Source organism: Burkholderia orbicola, from assembly GCF_900100915.1.
In the GTDB taxonomy this organism is placed as follows: Bacteria; Pseudomonadota; Gammaproteobacteria; order Burkholderiales; family Burkholderiaceae; genus Burkholderia; species Burkholderia orbicola.
This window is the reverse complement of record NZ_FNKW01000001.1, coordinates 2,035,308-2,054,993: the sequence shown is the minus strand read 5'-3', so window position 1 is coordinate 2,054,993 and position 19,686 is coordinate 2,035,308. Positions and strand designations below refer to the sequence as shown.

The following is a 19,686-nucleotide window of genomic DNA, read 5'->3' as shown; positions in this document are numbered from 1 at the left end:
GCGATGAAGCCGGCAAACGCCCCCGACACCTTCTATCGACCGTCGCGGATCAAGACCGTGCTGGTCGCGAACCGCGGCGAAATCGCGGTGCGCGTGATACGCGCGGCACGCGAGCTCGGCATGCGCGCGGTCGCCGTGGTCAGCGACGCGGACCGCGACAGCCTCGCCGCGCGCATGGCCGACGAAGCGATCCACATCGGGTCGTCGCATGCGGCGAAGAGCTATCTGAATCCGGCCGCGATCCTCGACGCCGCGCGGCAATGCGGCGCGGACGCGATCCATCCGGGCTACGGCTTCCTGTCCGAGAACGCGGCGTTCGCCGCGCAGGTCGAGGCGGCCGGGCTGATCTTCGTCGGCCCGGGCGCGCAGGTGATCGCGACGATGGGCGACAAGGCGCGCGCCCGCGACACCGCGCGGCGCGCGAACGTGCCGACCGTGCCCGGCAGCGACGGCGTCGTCCAGTCGCTCGACGCGGCCCGCGCGGTCGCCGCGCGCATCGGCTATCCGATCATGATCAAGGCGGCCGCGGGCGGCGGCGGGCGCGGCATCCGCGTCGCGCACGACGCCGCGCAGCTCGACGCCGAACTGCCGCTCGCGCAGCGCGAGGCGCAGGCCGCGTTCGGCGACGGCGGCGTCTATCTCGAACGCTTCATCGCGCGAGCGCGGCACATCGAGGTGCAGGTGCTCGGCGACGGCCGCGACGTCGTCCACTTGTTCGAGCGCGAATGCTCGCTGCAGCGGCGCCGCCAGAAGATCCTCGAGGAAGCGCCGTCGCCGTCGCTCACGCCGGCGCAGCGCGACGCGCTGTGCGCGTCGGCCACGCGCCTCGCGCGCGAAGTCGGCTACCGCAGCGCGGGCACGCTCGAATACCTGTTCGACGATGCGCGCGGCGAGTTCTACTTCATCGAGATGAACACGCGCATCCAGGTCGAGCATCCGGTGACCGAGGCGATCACCGGCATCGATCTCGTGCGCGAAACGCTGCGCATCGCCGACGGCGAGCCGCTGCGGTTCGCGCAGGCCGACATCGCGATGCGCGGCGCCGCGCTCGAATGCCGGATCAACGCGGAAGATCCGCTGCAGGATTTCCGACCGAATCCGGGCCGGATCGACGCACTGGTGTGGCCGACCGGCCCCGGCGTGCGCGTCGATTCGCTGCTCTACCCGGGCTACGTCGTGCCGCCGTTCTACGATTCGCTGCTCGCGAAGCTGATCGTGCACGACGAGAGCCGCGCGGCCGCATTGCGGCGTCTGTCTCGCGCGCTCGGCGAGCTGCAGGTCGGCGGCCTGAAGACCACCGCGCCGCTGCACGTCGCGCTGCTCGCGGACGACGACGTGCGCGCGGGCCGCTATCACACGAATTTTCTCGAAGCGTGGATGCCGTCATGGCGCGAGGCCGCGACGGCCGCCGCCCGGCAGCACGAAACCGCGGACGCCGCGCGCGTCGGGGAGGCCCTGTGACGACCCGTTATACGTTCGGCGGCGACGAGTTCGTGTTCGTCGAGATCAGCGAGGCGATGTCGCTCGACGCCTTCTTCAAGGGCACGGCGATCACGCGCGAATTGCAGCGGCGCGCGGTGCCGGGCATCACCGAGATCTGTCCGGCGAACGCGTCCTATCAGGTGCGCTATGACCCGGACGTGATCGAGCCCGACACGCTCGTCGCGCTGCTCAAGGCGATCGAGGCCGAGGTCGGCGACGCGCCGCTCGAACTCGATACGCGCATCGTCGAGGTGCCGGTGCTGTACAACGACCCGTGGACGCACGAGACGCTGATGCGGTTTCGCGAGCGTCACCAGGACCCGTCGTCGACCGACCTCGAATATGCGGCGCGGATCAACGGCAAGCGCGACGTCGACGACTTCATCGCCGCGCACTCGGGCTCGCCATGGTTCGTGTCGATGGTCGGCTTCGTCGCGGGCCTGCCGTTCATGTACCAGATGGTCGAGCGCGCACGCCAGCTCGAAGTACCGAAATACCTGCGGCCGCGCACCGACACGCCGAAGCTGACGGTCGGCCACGGCGGCTGCTTCGGCTGCATCTACTCGGTGCGCGGCGCGGGCGGCTACCAGATGTTCGGCGTGACGCCGGCGCCGATCTTTGATCCCGCGCAGCGGCTCGACTACCTGCGCGATTTCATGGTGTTCTTCCGGCCCGGCGACATCGTGAAGTTCCAGCCGATCGATCGCGACGCCTATGACGCCGCGGTGGCGGCCGTCGAAGCGGGTACCTTCTCGCTGCGCGTGCGCCCCGTGAAATTCTCGCTCGACGCGTTCCGGCGCGATCCCGATGCGGTCAACCGTTCTCTCGTCGAGGTGCTGCATGCCCGCTGACGCACACAACCTGATCGAGGTCGTGAAACCCGGCCTCGCGACGTCGGTCCAGGATACGGGTCGGCAAGGCTACTACCACGTCGGCATCCCGCCGTCGGGCTCGCTCGACCAGTACGCGTCGCGCGCGGCGAACCTGCTGGTCGGCAATCCGGAACAGGCGGCCGTGCTCGAATGCACGCTGCTCGGCCCGGAGCTGCTGTTCCATGCGGACGCGCTGGTCGCCGTCACGGGCGCCGAGATGACCCCGAAGATCGACGGCGTCGGGCAGCGCTGCAACGTCGCGCTGTGGATTCGCGCGGGCAGCGTGCTGTCGTTCGCCTACGTGAAGGGCGGCGCCCGCGCGTACCTGGCCGTCGCGGGTGGCATCGACGTGCCGGTCGTGCTCGGCAGCCGCTCGACCTACACGCTCGGTGCGATCGGCGGCCACGCGGGCCGGCGCCTGCAGAAAGGCGACCGTTTGCCGATCGGCGCGGCGCGCGGCACGCTTCGCGAAGGGCGCGAGCTGCCGGCGTCGGTCAGCCGGCCGCTGGACAGCCAGGTCGAACTGCGCGTGCTGCCGGGGCTGTACCACTACCGGCTCACCGACGCGTCGGCGCACACGTTCTTCGATGACGAATGGACGGTCGCGCCCGAGGCGGACCGCATCGGCTACCGCTACAAGAACGGCCGGCCGCTGCAGTTCCGGCCGCGCGAGCAGCCGTTCGGCGCCGGGGCCGATCCGTCGAACATCGTCGACGCGTGCTATCCGATCGGCTCGATCCAGGTGCCGGCCGGGGTCGAGCCGATCATCCTGCATCGCGATGCGGTGTCGGGCGGCGGCTACGCGACGATCGGCACGGTCATCAGCGCCGACATGGACCTGATCGGCCAGATGCAGCCGAACCATCGCGCGCGCTTCGTGCGCGTGACGATGGCCGACGCGCTCGCCGCGCGCCGCGAGTACCAGCGGCGCCTTGCGCTGCTGCGCGCCGTACTGAAGGACTGAGCGCCACGCGCCCGGCCGTCGCGCCGGGCACCGTGCGCCGCCCTCCGCTTTCATCCTCCGCTTTCATCCTTCGCTTCCGTTTCCCGTCCGTGCGGCCGCGCGCGGCGCGGCGGGGACGCCTGCGCGCCGTTTTCGCCGGACCGGTTGCCCGCCCCGACGTCGGGGCAACCCCGCGGCTCGCATGAGCCGCGGCCCAGACGTCGTCCGCTGTTTCGCTCATCGAGGAGCACGCTCATGGCCAACCTGGCTCAGGCCCGCACCGACGAGGATCTCGACCTGTCGACGCTCGCCATTCCCGATCACGCACGCATGCCGCCCTTTGCGCTGACGATGGCGTGGTGGGCCGTCTGCAGCGCGGTGTTCTACATCGTCGTCGGCGCGACGCTCGCGCTCACCTACGGCGCGCGCAACGCGCTGATCGGGATGGCGCTGTCGGTCGTCTCGTACGGCATCGTCAATTCGATCATCAGCCGTTACGCGATCCGTACCGGCCTGTCGGTCGCGCTGTTCTCGCGCGTGCTGTTCGGCAGCGCGGGCGCGGCGCTCGCGACGCTGATCTTCTTCGCGACGGCGATCTACTACGCGGTGTTCGAGGGCTCGGTGATCGCGGTCGCCGCGCATCACCAGTTTCCGGCGCTCGACTACAAGTGGGCCGCGCTGATCGTCGTCTGCTACAGCGTGCCGCTCGTGTTCGGCAGCGTGCAGCACTGGCTCGACAAGTTCAACGGCGTGCTGCTGCCGTTCTACCTGTTCGGGTTGCTCGCGGCGGTCGGGCTCGCGACGGCCGAGTACGGCTATCACGCCGCGTGGCTCGATTTCGGGCCGGCGGGCGGCGCCCCGGCCGGCGGCTGGTGGCAGTGCTTCGTCTACTACATGGGCGTATGGGTGCTGATGATGTTCACGTTCGACTACGCGCGCTTCGGCCGCAAGGCCGACGCCCGCTATCACGGCCGCTTCAACTTCGGGATGCCGTTCTACCTCGTCACGTTCCTCGTCAACGGCGCGGCCGGCATCTATCTCGTCAGCACGATTCCCGGGCTCGGCACGCTGTCGGAAGTGTCGGTCGTGCTCGCGCTGCTGAAGCTGATGGGCGTATGGGGGCTGCTGTTCGTGTGGGTCACGCAGTCGCGCATCAATACCGCGAACTACTACCTCGCGACCGTCAACATGCAGGCGTTCTTCCAGAAGGTCGCGGGGCTGCGCGCGCCGAAATTCGTGTGGGCGGTCGTGGTCGGCGCGGTCGTCTATGCGCTGATGATGGCCGACATCTTCTCGCGGATCCTGCAAGCGCTCGCGTACCAGGGCATCTTCGTCGTCGCGTGGGTCGGCGTCGCGCTCGCGCACATCCTGTCGGCGCGCTACGGGCAGCTCGTCGGCGACGACGTCGAATGCCGCGACGCGCACGTGCCGGTGTTCAATCCGGGCGGCCTGACCGCGTGGTTCGCGGGCGCGTTCGCGGGGCTCGCGCTGAACCAGGCGACCGGGTTCGCCGCGTCGCTGTCGGCGCCGGCCACCTTCGTCGTGTCGTGGCTCGTCTATCGCGCGCTGCTCGGCACCGCGAAGCGGACCTGGTTCGTGCGGAACACGTGACGCGCCGCGGCTCGGCCGATCGTCTGCATCCGACTGCCTGCGCGTCGCGAATCGATGAGCTTCTCGACGCGTCCACGCGCAGCTTCGGCACGCACGTCACACGTGCGACGCCGCGCCGTCGAGCGCCGCGCGCACGCGCTCGACGCGCTGCGCGTCGACGGGCGCCAGCACCTCGCCGCGCGGCCGCACGCCCGAGCCGAAATGCACCGCGCGCACGCCGGTGGCGCGGACGAAATCGCCGACCGCGTCGATCGTGAGCCCCGAGCCGGCCAGCACCGTGCAGGTCGTGCCCGCCGCTTGCCGCACGAGCCGCGTGATCGTCGCGACCGCATCGAGCACCGACGGATGGCCGCCCGACGTCAGCACGGACGTGACGGCCGGCACGCGCAGCAACGCGTCGAACGCGGCGTTCAGATCGCGCGCGACGTCGAATGCGCGGTGAAACGTGAGCGCGCGCCCGTCGGCGGCCGCCGCGATCCGGGCCAGCGCGCCGAGATCGACGTCGCCATGCGCGTCGAGCGCGCCGAACACGACCCCGTTCGCGCCGGCCGCAACCGCCGCGCGCACGTCGCGCTCGATCACGCGGAGGTCTTCGGCGTCATAGACGAACGAGCGGCTGTGCGGACGCACGATCACGTTGACGGGAATCGGCACGGCGGCCACGACGGCCTCGATCAGGCCGACGCTCGGCGTCAGCCCGCCTTCGGTGATCGCGGTCACGAGTTCGAGGCGGTCGGCGCCCGCGTGGGCGGCGGCCTTCGCATCGCCGACGGTCGTGGCGATCACTTCGAGGAGAACGGAGGAAGCGGCGTGTCGGTTCATGGGCGGCCCGCGAATCGTCTGGACAATTCGCGCATCCTAGCCGAGCCGCGTGACGGACGCCAGCGTCGCGGCCGCCGCGGACTTCAGCCCAGTACGTCAGCCGCGCCGCACGAGCCAGACGCCGACGAGCGCGGACAACGCCGTCACCGCGGTGCCGGACACGAACCGGAACATGCGCGCATCGAAGTACGCGCCCTGCTGCTGCATCACGTCGACGATCGCCGGTGTGAGCACGAGCATCCCCCAGCCGAGCATCCCGAGCGCCGTGGTCGCGGCCGCGACGAGCAACGTGATGCCCGCGCCGCGCGCACGCGGCCGGAATACGCCGGCAAACGCACCCGCGGCCAGCAGCACGGCCGACACCGCGAACAGCACGACGACGAATACGACCGTCGCGCCCGCCTGGCCGACTTTCATGAACGCGGCCATCTGCGCGGCCATCACGCAGAAGCCGGCGATCGAGAACAGCACGATCGCCAGCGCGTTGCGCACGACGCTCACGCGAAGGCGTGCCGGAAATACGCGGTCGCCGGGCGCCGGAACAGCAGATAGACGAACACCGCGAACAGCAGGAAGCCGGGAATCAGCACCATGAACATCGACTTCGGCATGTTGACGAACGAAAACGCGAAGCCGAACACCGACGTCGCGAGGTAGGCCTTGCGCGACCACTCGCGCCCCTTGAGGATCGCGATGCCGATCACGACGTTCGCGGCTTCGATGATCACGCTGATGCCGAGCGTCGCCCACACGGGCAGCAGGTAGTGCGACAGCAGCGCCTGGGTGGTCGGCATGCCGATCGAGAACGGCGTGTAGACGCAGGTGATCGCGTTGGTCACGATGATGATCCACGCGAGGATGGTCAGCGAAATTGGTCTTTTCATGGTGTTTTCCTTTTTATATTCGCCGCCATGGTGGCCCCCGGGACGGCGCGCGCGGTCACGACGGCCGCGCTCGCGCCATTGTCGGGGAAGCACGCGGTGAACGCAACGACCGCCCCCGCGGCCCCGCGCACCCGTCTCCGCATGCGAGCCGTGCGTCGCTACGCGGCCTGCGCGTCGTCGTCGAGCCAGTCGATATCGCCGCACAGCACGCGCTGCGCATCGCCGACGCGCACGGCCACCGACAGCGTCACGCACGGCTGCGCCTCGTTGATCGACAGGTACGGCCGCGTGACCTGCACGCGCCCCGGCTCGGCGATCGCCGAACGGAAATACGGCCGGCGCAGCCAGTTCGCGCCCTGCGCGTCTGCCAGCGGCGAAAAACGCGCCTCGGCCAGCGCGCGATCGGCGCGCAGCACGACGTTGCGGCCCGACTGCCGGCCCTGCGCGTCGAGCAGGAAGCAGCGCGCGGCGGCGTCGAGCGCGAGGAAATTCCAGCACACCTCGTCGAGCGGCTCGCCGGCCTCGAGGCGCTCGGCCGCGCGTTCGAACGCGCGCAGGTACGGCGCGAGCCGCTGCGTGTCGCGCCGCTCGCGCGCTTCGGTCTGCTGACGAAAGCGCTCGGTCAGCTCGCCGATGCAGCCGGTGGCGGCCGCGCTGTCGGGCAGCCCAGGCGCCGGGCGGCCGAAGTAGTAGCCCTGCACGAAATCGGCCTCGCACGACAGCGCGATCTGCGCTTCGTGCTCGGTCTCGATCCCTTCGACGAGCACCAGCTTGCCGGCCTCGTGCAACAGCGTCACGAGCCCGTGCAGGATCGCGGTGAGCCCGGTGCGGTGCGCCGCGTGCGACAGCATGATGCGGTCGAGCTTCACGATGTCCGGGTTCAGTTGCCAGATCCGTTCGATGTTCGAGTGGCCCGCGCCGAAATCGTCGAGCGCGATCAGGAAGCCGTGCGTGCGGAATTCGCGCACGGCCTCCGCGAGCCGCTCGACGTCGTCCGCGCGCTGTTCGAGCACCTCGAGCACGATGCGCCGCGGCGGCATGCCGAGCCGCTTCAGGTTCGCGAGCAGCGCGGCCGCCTGGAACGGGTCGGTGAGCACGCCGGGATGGACGTTGAGAAACAGCCACTCGCGCTCCGCGCCGAGCAGCGCGAAATTCTCCAGATGCAGCGCCTGCGCGAGCCGGTCGAGCTGCAGCAGTTCGTCGCGGCGCGCGGCTTCGCCGAACACGTCGAGCGGCGACACGGCGCGGTCGAGCGCATCGTGCGCGCGCAGCAGCGCCTCGTAGCCCACCGCGCGCTGATGCGACAGGCTGAATATCGGCTGGAACACGGTCGTGAGCGTCAGGTCGCGATGCTGCGTCGCCAGCCGTTCGAGGCCGGAGCTCATCTCCCGCTCGAACCGGTACGGCGACGCGGCGGCCGGACGCTCCTGTTGCACGATCGTCATGCTTCCTCCTGGTGATGCAATCGAACGCGACGTCCGGCGAAACGGACGACGAACGGGACGGCGCGCAATGTCATGGTTGGACCCTCGGTTGCCCGGCGCGGGCCGGGTGGCTGCCCACCTTCAAGCAAGCTCCGTGCAAGGCGCGCAGAACCCATGCGCCGCGCGGCCGCACGCGGCCACCGCACCACCGTGGCGCGCTACTCGCGCACCATTTCCGTGCGCACGCACCGACCGCTTGAACGCGCCCGTCACGTCGGCACGCTACACTCCGTACGATCGTTTCATTTCACGTCATTCGCCGTATCGATGGAAATCGTTTTCACAGTCCTCATTCTGCTGCTGACCGTCGCACTGTCCGGCGCCGTCACGCGTCTCCTGCCGTTGCAACTGCCGCTGCCGCTGATGCAGATCGCGTTCGGCGCGATGCTCGCGTGGCCGAAGCTGAACCTGCACGTCACGTTCGATCCCGAGATCTTCATGCTGCTGTTCATTCCGCCGCTGCTGTTCGCGGACGGCTGGCGGATTCCGAAACGCGAGCTTTACCTGCAGCGCCGCGCGATTCTGATGCTCGCGTTCGGGCTCGTGTTCATGACGGTACTCGCAGTGGGCTACTTCGCACACTGGCTGATTCCCGAGTTGCCGCTGCCGATCGCGTTCGCGCTCGCTGCGGTGCTGTCGCCGACCGACGCGGTCGCGCTGTCAGGCATCGCCGGCAAGGGTCGCATTCCGCCGCAACTGATGCACATCCTCGAAGGCGAGGCGCTGATGAACGACGCGTCGGGCCTCGTCGCGCTGAAGTTCGCGATCGCGGCCGCGCTGACGGGCGTGTTCTCGCTGCGCGCCGCGTCGGTCACGTTCGTGATCGTCGCCGCCGGCGGGCTCGCGACGGGCGCGATCGTGTCGTGGGTGTTCAGCGCGCTGTCGACGCGCTTCCTGAATGCCGAGCAGGAAGGCGATCCGGCCCCGGGCATCGTGATGACGCTGCTGGTGCCGTTCGCCGCCTACCTGTTCGCCGAGCACCTCGACCTGTCGGGCGTGCTCGCGGCCGTGTCGGCCGGGATGATGATGAATTACACGAGCTTCTCGCGCAAAAGCACGGTCGCGTCGCGCGTGCGCGCCGAAAGCACGTGGGCGATGATCGAATTCGTGTTCAACGGCATGGTGTTCATCATGCTCGGGCTGCAGTTGCCGCACATCATCGGCCGCGCGCTCGTCGACGCGCACCATACGAGCGACGCGCTGGTCGGCCGCATGATCTTCAACGTCTGCGCGATGATGCTCGCGCTGTATGCGATCCGCTTCCTGTGGGTATGGCTGCTGCGCTGGTTCGCGAGCCGCCGCGCCGCGCGCCATGGCCTCGCCGGCACGATGGCCGGCGTACGCACGATCGCGGTGATGACGGTCGGCGGCGTGCGCGGCGCGGTCACGCTCGCCGGCGTGCTGTCGATTCCGGTCGCGCTGTCCGACGGCGCACCGCTGCCGGGCCGCGACACCGCAATCTTCATCGCGTCGGCCGTGATCCTCGGCTCGCTGATCGTCGGGGTGATCGGCCTGCCGCTGCTGCTGCGCGGCGTGCGCTCGACGCGCAACCCGCTCGGCAACGAGGAACGCATCGCACGCTCGGCCGCCGCGCAGGCCGCGATCCGCGCGATCGATTCGTCGCACGACGCGATCTCGGCCGATCTCGACGAATCGGGCGCGGCGCGCTGCGCGGACATCTCCGCGCGCGTGATGGATCAATATCGCCGCCGGCTCGCCGCGCTGGCCGACGACGGCCCCACGCCACGCGCGCAAGCGCAGCAGGCCGAAACGATGGAGCTGCAGATGCGGATCGCGGCCGTGCGCGCGGAACGCTCGGCGCTGTACCGGCTGCGCAGCGACAGCAAGATTTCCGACGAGACGCTGACGAAGCTGCTCCGCGAGATCGACCTGTCTGAAACCGCGCTGTCGACGCGCAAGAAAGGCATTGTTTGACGGGCCGGATGCGGCCTGCGCGCAGCCACCGAGGACCATAAAAAAACGGCGACGCTCGCACGAGCATCGCCGTTTTCACATCCACTCACGCTCGCGTTACTTCGCGACGACGACCGGAATCCCCTTCAGCGTCCCCGCGCCCTTCATCTCGTCGAGCGCATGCTGCACGGCCGCGCTCGTCGCCGCGTCGATGCCGAGCTGCAGCGCGAGCTCGCGTTCCGCACGCTTCACGCCGGCCAGGTTGCGCACTTTCACGTGACCGAAGCCGCGCACGCGGGCGTGCAGATCGGCCAGTTGCACGACCTGCGCCGCATTGCCGGGGGTCATCGCGGCGAACGCACGCTTGAGTGTCGTTTCGTAGTCGTCGGCCAGCGCGCGCTCCATCTTGCGCTCGACCGTGCGGCCGAACGGATCGAGCCACGTGCCGCGCAGGCTGCGCACGCGCGCCAGCATGCCGAACACCGGCCACATCCACTGGCCGAACACGCGCTTCTTCGGCGTGCTGCCGTCGCTGCCGGCCTTCGCGACCGTCGGCGGCGCCAGGTTGAACTTCACGCGGTACGTCTGCCCCGGCACGCCTTCGAACTGCGCTTCGAGCGCCGTGCGGAACGCGTCGTCCGTGTACAGCCGCGCGACTTCGTATTCGTCCTTCACCGCGAGCAGCCGATAGAACGTCGTCGCGACCGCGCGCGTCAGCGCATCGTCGCCCTTCGCGCGCGCCGCGTTCACCAGCGCACGGTAGCGTTCGACGTAGCGCGCGCCGCCGTAGGCATCGAGGCGCGCCTCGCGATCGGCGATCAGCTCGGCAAGCGTCTCCGGCGCGGCGTGGACGGCCACCGCATGACGCGCATTCCACAACGCGTCGAGGCCCGCCGCGTCGCCGGCCGCCATCCGGCCGATCGAGAACGCGAGCTTGTTCATCGGCACCGCGACGTTGTTCAGCTCGATCGCGCGCATCATCGCGGCGAGCGACACCGGCACGAGGCCGAGCTGCCACGCGTAGCCGAGCATCAGGATGTTCGCGCCGATCGAATCGCCGAGGAATTTCGCGGCGAGCGCCTGCGCGTCGCAGCTCGACAGGTAGCCGTCGCCGGCCGCGTGGTGCATTTTTTCAAGCAATGCGTCCGCATGCAGGTTCGCGTCGGGGTTCTGCACGAACGATGCGTTCGGAATCCGGTGCGTGTTGACGACGATCCGCGTGCGCGCGTGACGCACCGTCTGCAGCGCCTCGGCGCTCGCGCCGACGACCATGTCGCACGCGAGCAGCACGTCGGCCTGCTGCGTGTCGATGCGCACCTGGTTCAGCCAGCGGTCGCTCGACGCGATCCGCACGAACGACAGCACCGAGCCACCCTTCTGCGCGAAGCCCATGAAGTCGAGCACCGATGCGCTCTTGCCTTCGAGATGCGCGGCCATGCTGATCAGCGCGCCGACCGTCACGACGCCGGTGCCGCCCACGCCCGTCACGAGCATGTCGAACGGCGCCGCGTCGAGGTGCGTCGCCGGCACCGGCAGCGCGTCGACACGCGCGGCGAGCGCGGCTTCGTCGAACGCGGCGCCGGCCGCCTTCTTCAGCGCCGCGCCTTCGACCGTCACGAAGCTCGGACAGAAGCCGTTCACGCACGAATAGTCCTTGTTGCACGACGATTGATCGATGCGGCGCTTGCGGCCGAGCGGCGTCTCGAGCGGCTCGACCGACAGGCAGTTCGACTGCACGCCGCAGTCGCCGCAGCCTTCGCACACCGCGTCGTTGATGAACAGGCGCTTGTCCGGGTCGGGGAATTCGCCTTTCTTGCGGCGGCGACGCTTCTCGGCCGCGCAGGTCTGGTCGTAGATCAGCACGGTGACGCCCGGCGTTTCGCGCAATTCACGCTGCACCGCGTCGAGTTCGCTGCGGTGATGGAACGTCGTGCCGGTCGGGAACTGCCCGTGATGGCCGTCGTACTTCTCCGGTTCGTCCGACACGACGACGAAGCGCGACACGCCTTCCGCCTCGACCTGCCGCGCGATCTGCGGCACCGAGATGCTGCCGTCGACCGGCTGGCCGCCCGTCATCGCGACCGCGTCGTTGTAGAGGATCTTGTACGTGATGTTCGCTTTCGCGGCGACCGCCTGGCGGATCGCGAGGATGCCCGAGTGGAAGTAGGTGCCGTCGCCGAGGTTCTGGAACACGTGCTTCGTGTTGGTGAACATCGCGTGCGCGGCCCAGTCGACGCCCTCGCCGCCCATCTGGATCAGCCCCGTCGTGTCGCGCTCCATCCACGACGCCATGAAGTGGCAACCGATGCCGGCCTGCGCGATCGAGCCTTCCGGCACCTTCGTCGACGTGTTGTGCGGGCAGCCCGAGCAGAAATACGGCGTGCGCTTCACCGCGTCGGCCTCGTTCGACAGGATCTGCGGCGCGACGAGATCGACCACGCGCTCGCGCCGGTCGAGCGCCGGCTTGTGCCGCGCGAGCCATTCCGCGAACACCGGCAGGATGCGCGACGGACGCAGCTCGCCGAGCTCGGACAGCAGGCACGCACCGGCCGCGTCGTGCTTGCCGAGCACGCGCGGGCGGGCGCCTTCGGTGCGGTTGTACAGGTAGTCCTTGATCTGCTGCTCGATGACCGGGCCCTTCTCCTCGATCACCAGCACTTCGGCGAGCCCGTCGACGAAGGTTTCGATGCGCGTCATTTCGAGCGGATACGACAGGCCGACCTTGTAGATCCGCACGCCGGCCGCGTCGAGATCGGCGACCGTCAGGTCGAGGCGGCGCAGCGCTTCCATCAGGTCGAGGTGCGCCTTGCCGCAGGTGACGATGCCGACGTTCGCCTGCGTGCTCGGCGCGATCCACTTGTCGATGCTGTTGGCACGCGCGAAATGACGCACCGCGTCGAGCTTCGCCGCGAGACGCGCCTCGATCGTGAGACTCGGCAGGTCGGGCCAGCGGTTGTGCAGGCCGCCCGCCGGCGGCGTGAAGCCTTCCGGCGCCGGCCAGCGCGTCTGCAATGCATCGAGGTCGACGGTCGAGCCCGACTCGACCGTTTCCGAGATCGCCTTGAAGCCGACCCACGCGCCCGAGTAGCGCGACAGCGCCCAGCCGTACAGGCCGAATTCGAGCATGTCGGCGATGTTCGACGGGTTCACGACCGGCATGTGCCACGCCATCATCGCGAAATCGCTCTGGTGCGGCATCGACGACGACACGCAGCCATGGTCGTCGCCCGCGACGACCAGCACGCCGCCGTGCGGCGACGAACCGTACGCGTTGCCGTGCTTCAGTGCATCGCCCGCGCGATCGACGCCCGGGCCCTTGCCGTACCACATCGCATACACGCCCTCGACCGTACGCTCCGGGTCGGCCTCGACCCGCTGCGTGCCGAGCACGGCCGTGCCGCCGAGTTCCTCGTTGATCGCGGGCAGGAAGCGCACGCTGCTGGCGTCGAGCAGTTTCTTCGCCTTCCACAGCTGCTGGTCGACCATGCCGAGCGGCGAACCGCGATAGCCGCTGACGAAGCCGGCCGTGTTGAGCCCCTGTTCGGTATCGACCGCGCGCTGCATCAGCAGCAGGCGGATCAGCGCCTGCGTGCCGGTCAGGAAGATCCGGCCGCGCGTCGCGGTCAGGTTGTCGGTCAGGCGGTAGTCGGACAGGGCAGGCGTGCCGTCGACGGGCAGGCGGGCGGTCATGAGGGGATGTCTCCGGATTGTGCTGTCGTGCTGTTCTGGGCCGTGCGCGGCGGGGCGTCGGATGACGCAGGGTCCCGGCAGCGAATGGCTCTATTTTTTCGCGCGCGGCCGAGAATGTTTTTTCTCATCTTGCTCGGAGGGGCCTGCCGTGAGAAAAACTGCGCAGCTTTTTGACGGGATTTGAGAGAGTTCTCGCTCGGGGCGGCCGGAGTGTGATGGGGAGGCGGGTCGCGGCGGTCGGATGGTCCGGCGGAAAAGGCGAGGCGTGCCGCAGGGCTCGCCCGTCAGCAGGGCGGATGGCGATCGAGCCCCCTGCGACAAGGGTTTCGGGGCATTGGGCCGTCACCCTCACCGTTGGAATGCACAGCGTTCCGATTGGCTGGCGACGTCGGATGTCCACAATGCCGCGCCCCTCTGTTGATCGGCTCGCGCACTCACCGTTCGATTGCACAGCGTTTCGAGTGGCGTCGGGGCCGGGATATCCACATCAGGAATCGGCATGCGGGGCGCTCAGGCGGCGCTCACCGTTGAAATTCACAGATTGGCGAGTGGGTTTCGGCGGCGGATATCCACATCGGAAACCGCGCGTTTCGCGCGGTCCTCCGTCTGCGCTCACCGTTCGAATACACAGGGCGAGCGTGGGTTTGCCGGCTGGACATCTCGCCTGAACACGCTGGTCGAGCGATTGCCGGCTCGCTCTCACCGTTGAAATACACAGGGCTTCGACTGGCTGGCGGGGTAGTTGTCCACGCGGAACTGCGTTGCCTCCCGGCCATACGCGCACCCTCACCGTTGAAAACCACAGCGCTTCGAGTGATTGAGCAGGCCGGATATCCACATGGACGTGCGTTCTCCGATCGATAGCTGACACACGTTTCGAAGCGTACCGCCAAGGGGCAATCCATATCGGAAGCGGCTCGTCACCCGATCGGACGCGGATGCTCACCGTCGAAATACACAGTGCCGCGAGTCGTTTCGACGGACGGATATCCACATGAGCGAACGCGCTTGATCGATAAGAGAAGCACGCTTCGAAGGCTACCGACGAGTGGCAATCCATACCGGAAGCGGCTCGTCAACCGATCGGGTGCGGATGCTCACCGTCGAAATACACAGTGCCGCGAGTCGTTTCGACGGACGGATATCCACATGGACGTGCGTTCTCCGATCAATAGCTGACGCACGTTTCGAAGCGTACCGCCAAGGGGCAATCCATACCGGAAGCGGCTCGTCATGCGGTCGGGCACGGATGCTCACCGTCAAAATACACAGTGTCGCGGGTCGTTTCTGCCGACGGATATCCACACGGGCACGCGCGTCGTCGTTGCTCGCTACCTTGCGCCCGGGTCGGACAGGAACACCGCTTCGTGCGGCCTCGGCGGTCGAACGGCAGCATTCCGACGGCCCTCGCGCCGATCGCCGGCTGACGCTCACCATTGAATTGCACAGCGCGCCGAGTCGCTGGGGAACGCGGATAGGCACGTCGAAATCTGCATATTGCGAACCACGCGCCGGCGCTCACCGTTAGAATGCACAGCCCTTCGATTGGGGGCCGGAGCCGGATGTCGACGTGTCGGGTCTGCGGATCGCGGTCATGCACGCTGCGCCATTCGGCTAGAATGCGCGGCGCTCCGAACCACGGCAACGACCGGAAACCCGTGCCAATGCAGGCACACCGCCAGATCGGGCGCGACACTCACCGTTGACTTTCACAGCATTTCGCTTCGATTTGCCGCAAGTTGTCCACAACCCGCTTCATGTATCGCGCAGCGTCCGGTCACCCTCACCTGTGAAAACCACAGCGCGCCGAGTCGTTTCGGGCCGCAGATATCCACAACCGGCGCACGCCCGGATCTTCCTCTGCCGATCGACGGACGACTCGGCACGCAACAATCGGGAAAAGCTGGAAAGGCTTGTCGGGCCGGCCTCGGCGGCACGCTCACCGTTCAAATGCACAGCGTTTCGAGTGATCGTGGTAAGCGGTTGTCCACATCCCTCCGCCGATGCTTCATCGCACCGGCGCGCACACCCGGGCGACGTTATTCAGCAATCGACCGGATGATCTTCGCCGGATTGCCGCCGACCAGCATATTCGGCGGAACGTCCCGGGTAACGACGGCCGCGGCTGCGACGACCGCATTCTCGCCGATCGTCACGCCGCCGATGATCGTCGCGCCCGCGCCGATCCACACGTTCCGCTCGATCACGATCGGCTTCGCGATCACGCCGTCGCGCCGCCGCGAAGGCTCGACCGGATGACCGGACGTGATCAGGCTGACGTTCGGGCCGATCATCACGTCGTCGCCGATCTCGAGTCCGCCCAGGTCGTAGAACGTGCAGTTCTGATTGACGAGCACGTTGCGCCCGAGCTTCATGCCGGCGCCGCCCGTCGCATGGAATGGCGGGATCAGCATGAAGCCGTCGTCCACCTGCGAGCCGATCAGTTCACCGAACAATGCGCGTACGTCCGCCGCATCGTCGAACGTCAGGCGGTTGAGCCGCGCGGTGATCGCCATCGCCCGCTTGACCTCGGCCACCATGGCCGCCGATTCGGGCGTTCTGCGCGGAATGATCGTGGTGCGATCGTCGGTTGCCATGCGTGACTTGTCTCCGGTGAGTGCGACGGTGCGTGATGCGTCGGCGAGCGCGGCCGGGCGATTGCGTTACCGTATGCGTGGGTACTGGGCAATGAGCCGGGCGCAGTGTAGCAATGCTGGTTCGCGCAAAGGATTTCTCTGAATTTTCATAACTAGTTTTACTATAACTAGTTATATTACGAACTTCAGTCACACAAGGCTCTGCGGGTCATCTCCCGCGATTCACCGCTGCCCCAGCGCATCGAATCAACTGCGTGCAACCGAACCCGGTACCCGTTGCCGGACGCCCTTGGCCCTGTGCCCCTAGCCGGGCGCCCCTGTCCCAACCTCCCGCGCTCGGGTACGCTTGAGCATCGACCGGATCGACAGCAGCACCCAAACGCGGAGGCGCGATGAAGCTCTACTACTGGCCGAAGACCCGGGCATTCCGGGCGCTGTGGATGCTCGAGGAAATCGGCGTGGTGTACGAACTCGTGCCGATCGACCTGCGCTCGCACGAACAGGGCAGCGACGCGTTCGTGCAAGTCAACCCGATGGCGAAGCTGCCCGCGCTCGACGACGGCAGCGCCCCGTTCGCCGAATCGGGCGCCGTGCTGCTCTATCTTGCCGACCGTTGCCCGGACGCCGGGCTCGGCGTCGCGCCCGACGATCCGCTGCGCGGCCGCTTCCTCCAGTGGATGTTCTTCACGCCGACCTGCCTCGAACCGGCGATGGCCGAGAAATTCACCGGCGCGTCGGGCAACCCGGTCGCATTCGGCTGGGGCAATATCACGCGCGTGCAGCGCGCCCTCGCACAAGCGCTCGCCCACAGCCGCTGGCTCGTCGGCGAGCGCTTCACCGCGGCCGATCTGCTGCTCGCCAGCACGCTGAAGATCGCGTTCGATGCGCATCTGTTACCGCACGAAGGCGTGCTCGGCGACTACGTCGCACGCGCCGAGGACCGCGACGCGTTCCGCCGCGCGGTCGCGATCGAACAGCGCGAAGCGGCGCGTCTGCTGCACGCATGACGCGCGACGGGGCGGCGCCCCGCCGCCCTTGATCACGCCTGCGCGGCCGACCCCGGCGCCGACGCACCCGCGTCGATCACCACACCCGGCGAACCGCGCTCGTCGGTATCGACGTCGATCGGCACGACTTCATGAAAATGCGTGTAATCGATGTGCGTGATGCCGTCCTCATCGTGCATCAGGTCGACATAGCGGTGGCCCCAGCGGATCGCGTCATGCGCCCACTCATGACGCGCCTGCATGACCTGCGCGGTGGTCTCGTCCGAGCCCTCGATCGTGATCAGCAGCGACGCTTCGCGCGCGGCGAGCGACTCGGGCGTCTCGCCGAACAGCGCGCTCGACTCGTCGATCACGTGCATCAGGTTCCAGCCGAGCAGGAAGATCGGATGCTCGTTGCGCACGAGCGGCAGGTCGTGAATCTTGCGCAGCGAGTAGCCCTCGTGCGTGCCTTCGACGCGCATCAGCCGCAGTTTCGCCTGCGCCTCGGCAATCACGTTCTGGCGGGCATTCGCGGCGCGCACCATCAGCGTCATCCGGCCGTTCAGCGGCCGCACGATCGCGTAGCGCGCGAACAGGATCTTCGCCTGCGGCCGCGAAAACCGCGCGAATACGAGCCCCGTGGCCAGTGCGATGCCCGACATCCCGACGAAGATCTCGAACGTCGCGACGAGGTGCGCATAGACCGTCTGCGGATGCATGTCGCCGTAGCCGACGGTCGCAAGCGTCTCGACGCTGAAGAAGAACGCGCCGCCGAAGCCGGCCGGCGACTGGTTCGCGATCGGCGCATGGCCGAGCAGATAGAGCGTCGCGAAGCCGCCGTTGAGCAGCAGGAACAACACCGCGAGCGACAGGAAGAACACGGGCCAGCTGACCGTCAGCGCGCGATGGTAGAAGTCGCGCCAGCCGAGCGGCGGCATCCCGTACGCGATCACCGGGCGGGTGCCCGACCAGATCTTGCGGCCACGGCCGCGGGAGGCTGGGGAGGACGAATCGACGTTCATCGCGCGGCGCCGGTTGCAGGGAGGCGATGAGCGTAGCACGCGCGGCGGCGGCCGGGAATGCGGGCCGGTTTGGAACGGCAACGCGCCGCGCAGGCGTAAAAAAAGCCGGCCGCACGAGCGGCCGGCTGCGTCGTCATGCGAACCCGCGCGTCGCGCTCACCGCGCTCACTTCCGGTCGACGATCACCTGGTCGAACGTACCGCCGTCGGCGAAATGGGTCTTCTGCGCGTTCGCCCAGCTGCCGAAGACCTGCTCGACGCTGAACGTCTTCAGCGCCTTGAACTCGGCCGCATGCTTCTTCAGCACGGCCGCGTCGCGCGGGCGCAGATGGTGCTGCGCGATGATCTCCTGCGCTTCCGGCGTGTACAGGTAGTCGAGATACGCCTGCGCGACCTTGCGCGTGCCCTTCTTGTCGACCACCTTGTCGACGACGGCGACGGGCGGCTCCGCGAGGATGCTTGCCGACGGATACACGGGGTCGAATTCCGCGCCCGACGCGCCCGTGTCCATCAGCGCGACCTCGTTCTCGAACGTGACGAGCACGTCGCCGATGCCGCGCTGCGTGAACGTCGTCGTCGCGCCGCGGCCGCCCGAATCGAGCACCGGCACGTTGCGGAAGATCGCCTTCTCGAAGTCGAGGGCCTGCTGGTCGGTCGCGCCCTTCTGCTTCTGGAAGCCCCATGCGGCGAGATACGCATAGCGGCCGTTGCCCGACGTCTTCGGGTTCGCGATGATCACCTGGACGCCCGGCTTCGCGAGATCGCTCCAGTCCTTGATCGCCTTCGGGTTGCCCTTGCGCACGAGGAACACCATCGTCGTCGAGTACGGCGAGCTGTTGTCCGGGAAGCGCGCGCGCCAGTCCTTGGGCAGAAGCTGCCCGCGCTCGGCGAGCAGGTCGATGTCGTTCGGCTGGTTCATCGTCACGACGTCGGCCTGCAACCCCTGCAGCACCGACAGCGCCTGCGCGCTCGATGCGCCGTGCGACTGCTTGATCGTGACCGTCTCGCCGGTCTTTTGCTTATAGGCGGCGGCAAAGCTCGTGTTGATGTCCTTGTACAGCTCGCGCGTCACGTCGTACGACACGTTCAGGATCGACGTATCCGCGTACGCGGCCGTCGCCGCCACGACCAGCGCCGCCGCCGTGCCCGTGTGCAGCCAGCGGCCGATCCCCTTGATGCTTGCCATCGTGATATGCCCCGTTTCCAGTGGTGGTGAATGTGCGTGACCGCACGCGTACGCGCTGTCATCGAAACGTAAGCGGGCATTCTAGCGGCCGGCCGCGGCGCGCCTTCCAATCAGTCGTGGAAAGCAAATCTCGAATTCTGCTAAACGGCGGCCGGGGCTCGCGCGCGCCGCCGCCCCGGTGTTAAGATCGCCGC

At 68.1% G+C, this 19,686-nt stretch carries 14 protein-coding genes; 6 read left to right on the top strand and 8 right to left on the bottom strand.

Going from position 1 to position 19,686, the window contains the following annotated elements:
• Positions 1-3 precede the first annotated feature (3 nt).
• From BLS50_RS09840 to BLS50_RS09825, 4 genes are all read left to right on the top strand, one after another.
• Entirely contained in the window at positions 4-1,461 is a 1,458-nt protein-coding gene (locus BLS50_RS09840; protein ID WP_012329328.1) for an acetyl-CoA carboxylase biotin carboxylase subunit, read from the top strand.
• On the top strand, positions 1,458-2,333 hold the full coding sequence (locus BLS50_RS09835; RefSeq protein WP_006495445.1) for a 5-oxoprolinase subunit B family protein: 876 nt from the start codon (positions 1,458-1,460) through the stop codon (positions 2,331-2,333). Before BLS50_RS09840 ends, BLS50_RS09835 begins: the two co-directional genes overlap by 4 nt.
• Complete coding sequence (locus BLS50_RS09830; protein ID WP_006483468.1) at positions 2,323-3,318, top strand: 5-oxoprolinase subunit C family protein; 996 nt, start codon at positions 2,323-2,325, stop codon at positions 3,316-3,318. The genes BLS50_RS09835 and BLS50_RS09830 overlap by 11 nt, the downstream gene beginning before the upstream one ends.
• A 234-nt stretch (positions 3,319-3,552) precedes the next feature.
• Complete coding sequence (locus BLS50_RS09825) at positions 3,553-4,908, top strand: purine-cytosine permease family protein (protein WP_006484074.1); 1,356 nt, start codon at positions 3,553-3,555, stop codon at positions 4,906-4,908.
• 96 nt (positions 4,909-5,004) lie between these two features.
• Here the strand turns inward: BLS50_RS09825 and BLS50_RS09820 are convergent, their stop codons facing one another.
• From BLS50_RS09820 to BLS50_RS09805, 4 genes are all read right to left on the bottom strand, one after another.
• Positions 5,005-5,730: a copper homeostasis protein CutC gene (locus BLS50_RS09820; protein ID WP_074802123.1), complete on the bottom strand. Its 726-nt coding sequence runs from the start codon at positions 5,728-5,730 to the stop codon at positions 5,005-5,007.
• A 96-nt stretch (positions 5,731-5,826) separates the two neighbouring features.
• Positions 5,827-6,231: a hypothetical protein gene (locus BLS50_RS09815; protein ID WP_074802122.1), complete on the bottom strand. Its 405-nt coding sequence runs from the start codon at positions 6,229-6,231 to the stop codon at positions 5,827-5,829.
• Positions 6,228-6,614 carry a hypothetical protein gene (locus BLS50_RS09810; RefSeq protein ID WP_012329334.1) on the bottom strand — a complete coding sequence of 129 codons (387 nt, stop codon included), beginning with the start codon at positions 6,612-6,614 and terminating at the stop codon, positions 6,228-6,230. Before BLS50_RS09810 ends, BLS50_RS09815 begins: the two co-directional genes overlap by 4 nt.
• A gap of 158 nt (positions 6,615-6,772) precedes the next feature.
• Positions 6,773-8,059: a sensor domain-containing phosphodiesterase gene (locus BLS50_RS09805; protein ID WP_011546344.1), complete on the bottom strand. Its 1,287-nt coding sequence runs from the start codon at positions 8,057-8,059 to the stop codon at positions 6,773-6,775.
• A gap of 306 nt (positions 8,060-8,365) precedes the next feature.
• On the opposite strand from BLS50_RS09805, the gene BLS50_RS09800 reads away from it, so the two are divergent.
• The gene (locus BLS50_RS09800) at positions 8,366-10,033 is read left to right on the top strand and encodes a Na+/H+ antiporter (RefSeq protein WP_011694427.1); all 1,668 of its coding nucleotides are present in this window, start codon (positions 8,366-8,368) and stop codon (positions 10,031-10,033) included.
• Between the two features lie 96 nt (positions 10,034-10,129).
• Here BLS50_RS09800 and BLS50_RS09795 read toward each other — a convergent pair whose 3' ends face one another.
• Entirely contained in the window at positions 10,130-13,702 is a 3,573-nt protein-coding gene (locus BLS50_RS09795) for an indolepyruvate ferredoxin oxidoreductase family protein (RefSeq protein WP_074802121.1), read from the bottom strand.
• 2,039 nt (positions 13,703-15,741) lie between these two features.
• Entirely contained in the window at positions 15,742-16,299 is a 558-nt protein-coding gene (locus tag BLS50_RS09785; protein WP_074802120.1) for a DapH/DapD/GlmU-related protein, read from the bottom strand.
• Positions 16,300-16,691: 392 nt separating this feature from the next.
• On the opposite strand from BLS50_RS09785, the gene BLS50_RS09780 reads away from it, so the two are divergent.
• Positions 16,692-17,306, top strand: coding sequence for a glutathione S-transferase family protein (locus BLS50_RS09780; protein ID WP_074802119.1), 615 nt, complete (start codon positions 16,692-16,694; stop codon positions 17,304-17,306).
• Between the two features lie 32 nt (positions 17,307-17,338).
• Here the strand turns inward: BLS50_RS09780 and BLS50_RS09775 are convergent, their stop codons facing one another.
• Complete coding sequence (locus tag BLS50_RS09775; RefSeq protein WP_074802118.1) at positions 17,339-18,307, bottom strand: ion channel; 969 nt, start codon at positions 18,305-18,307, stop codon at positions 17,339-17,341.
• Positions 18,308-18,472: 165 nt separating this feature from the next.
• Positions 18,473-19,492, bottom strand: a complete 1,020-nt coding sequence (locus BLS50_RS09770) for a sulfate ABC transporter substrate-binding protein (RefSeq protein WP_074802117.1) — start codon at positions 19,490-19,492, stop codon at positions 18,473-18,475.
• Positions 19,493-19,686: the final 194 nt, after the last annotated feature.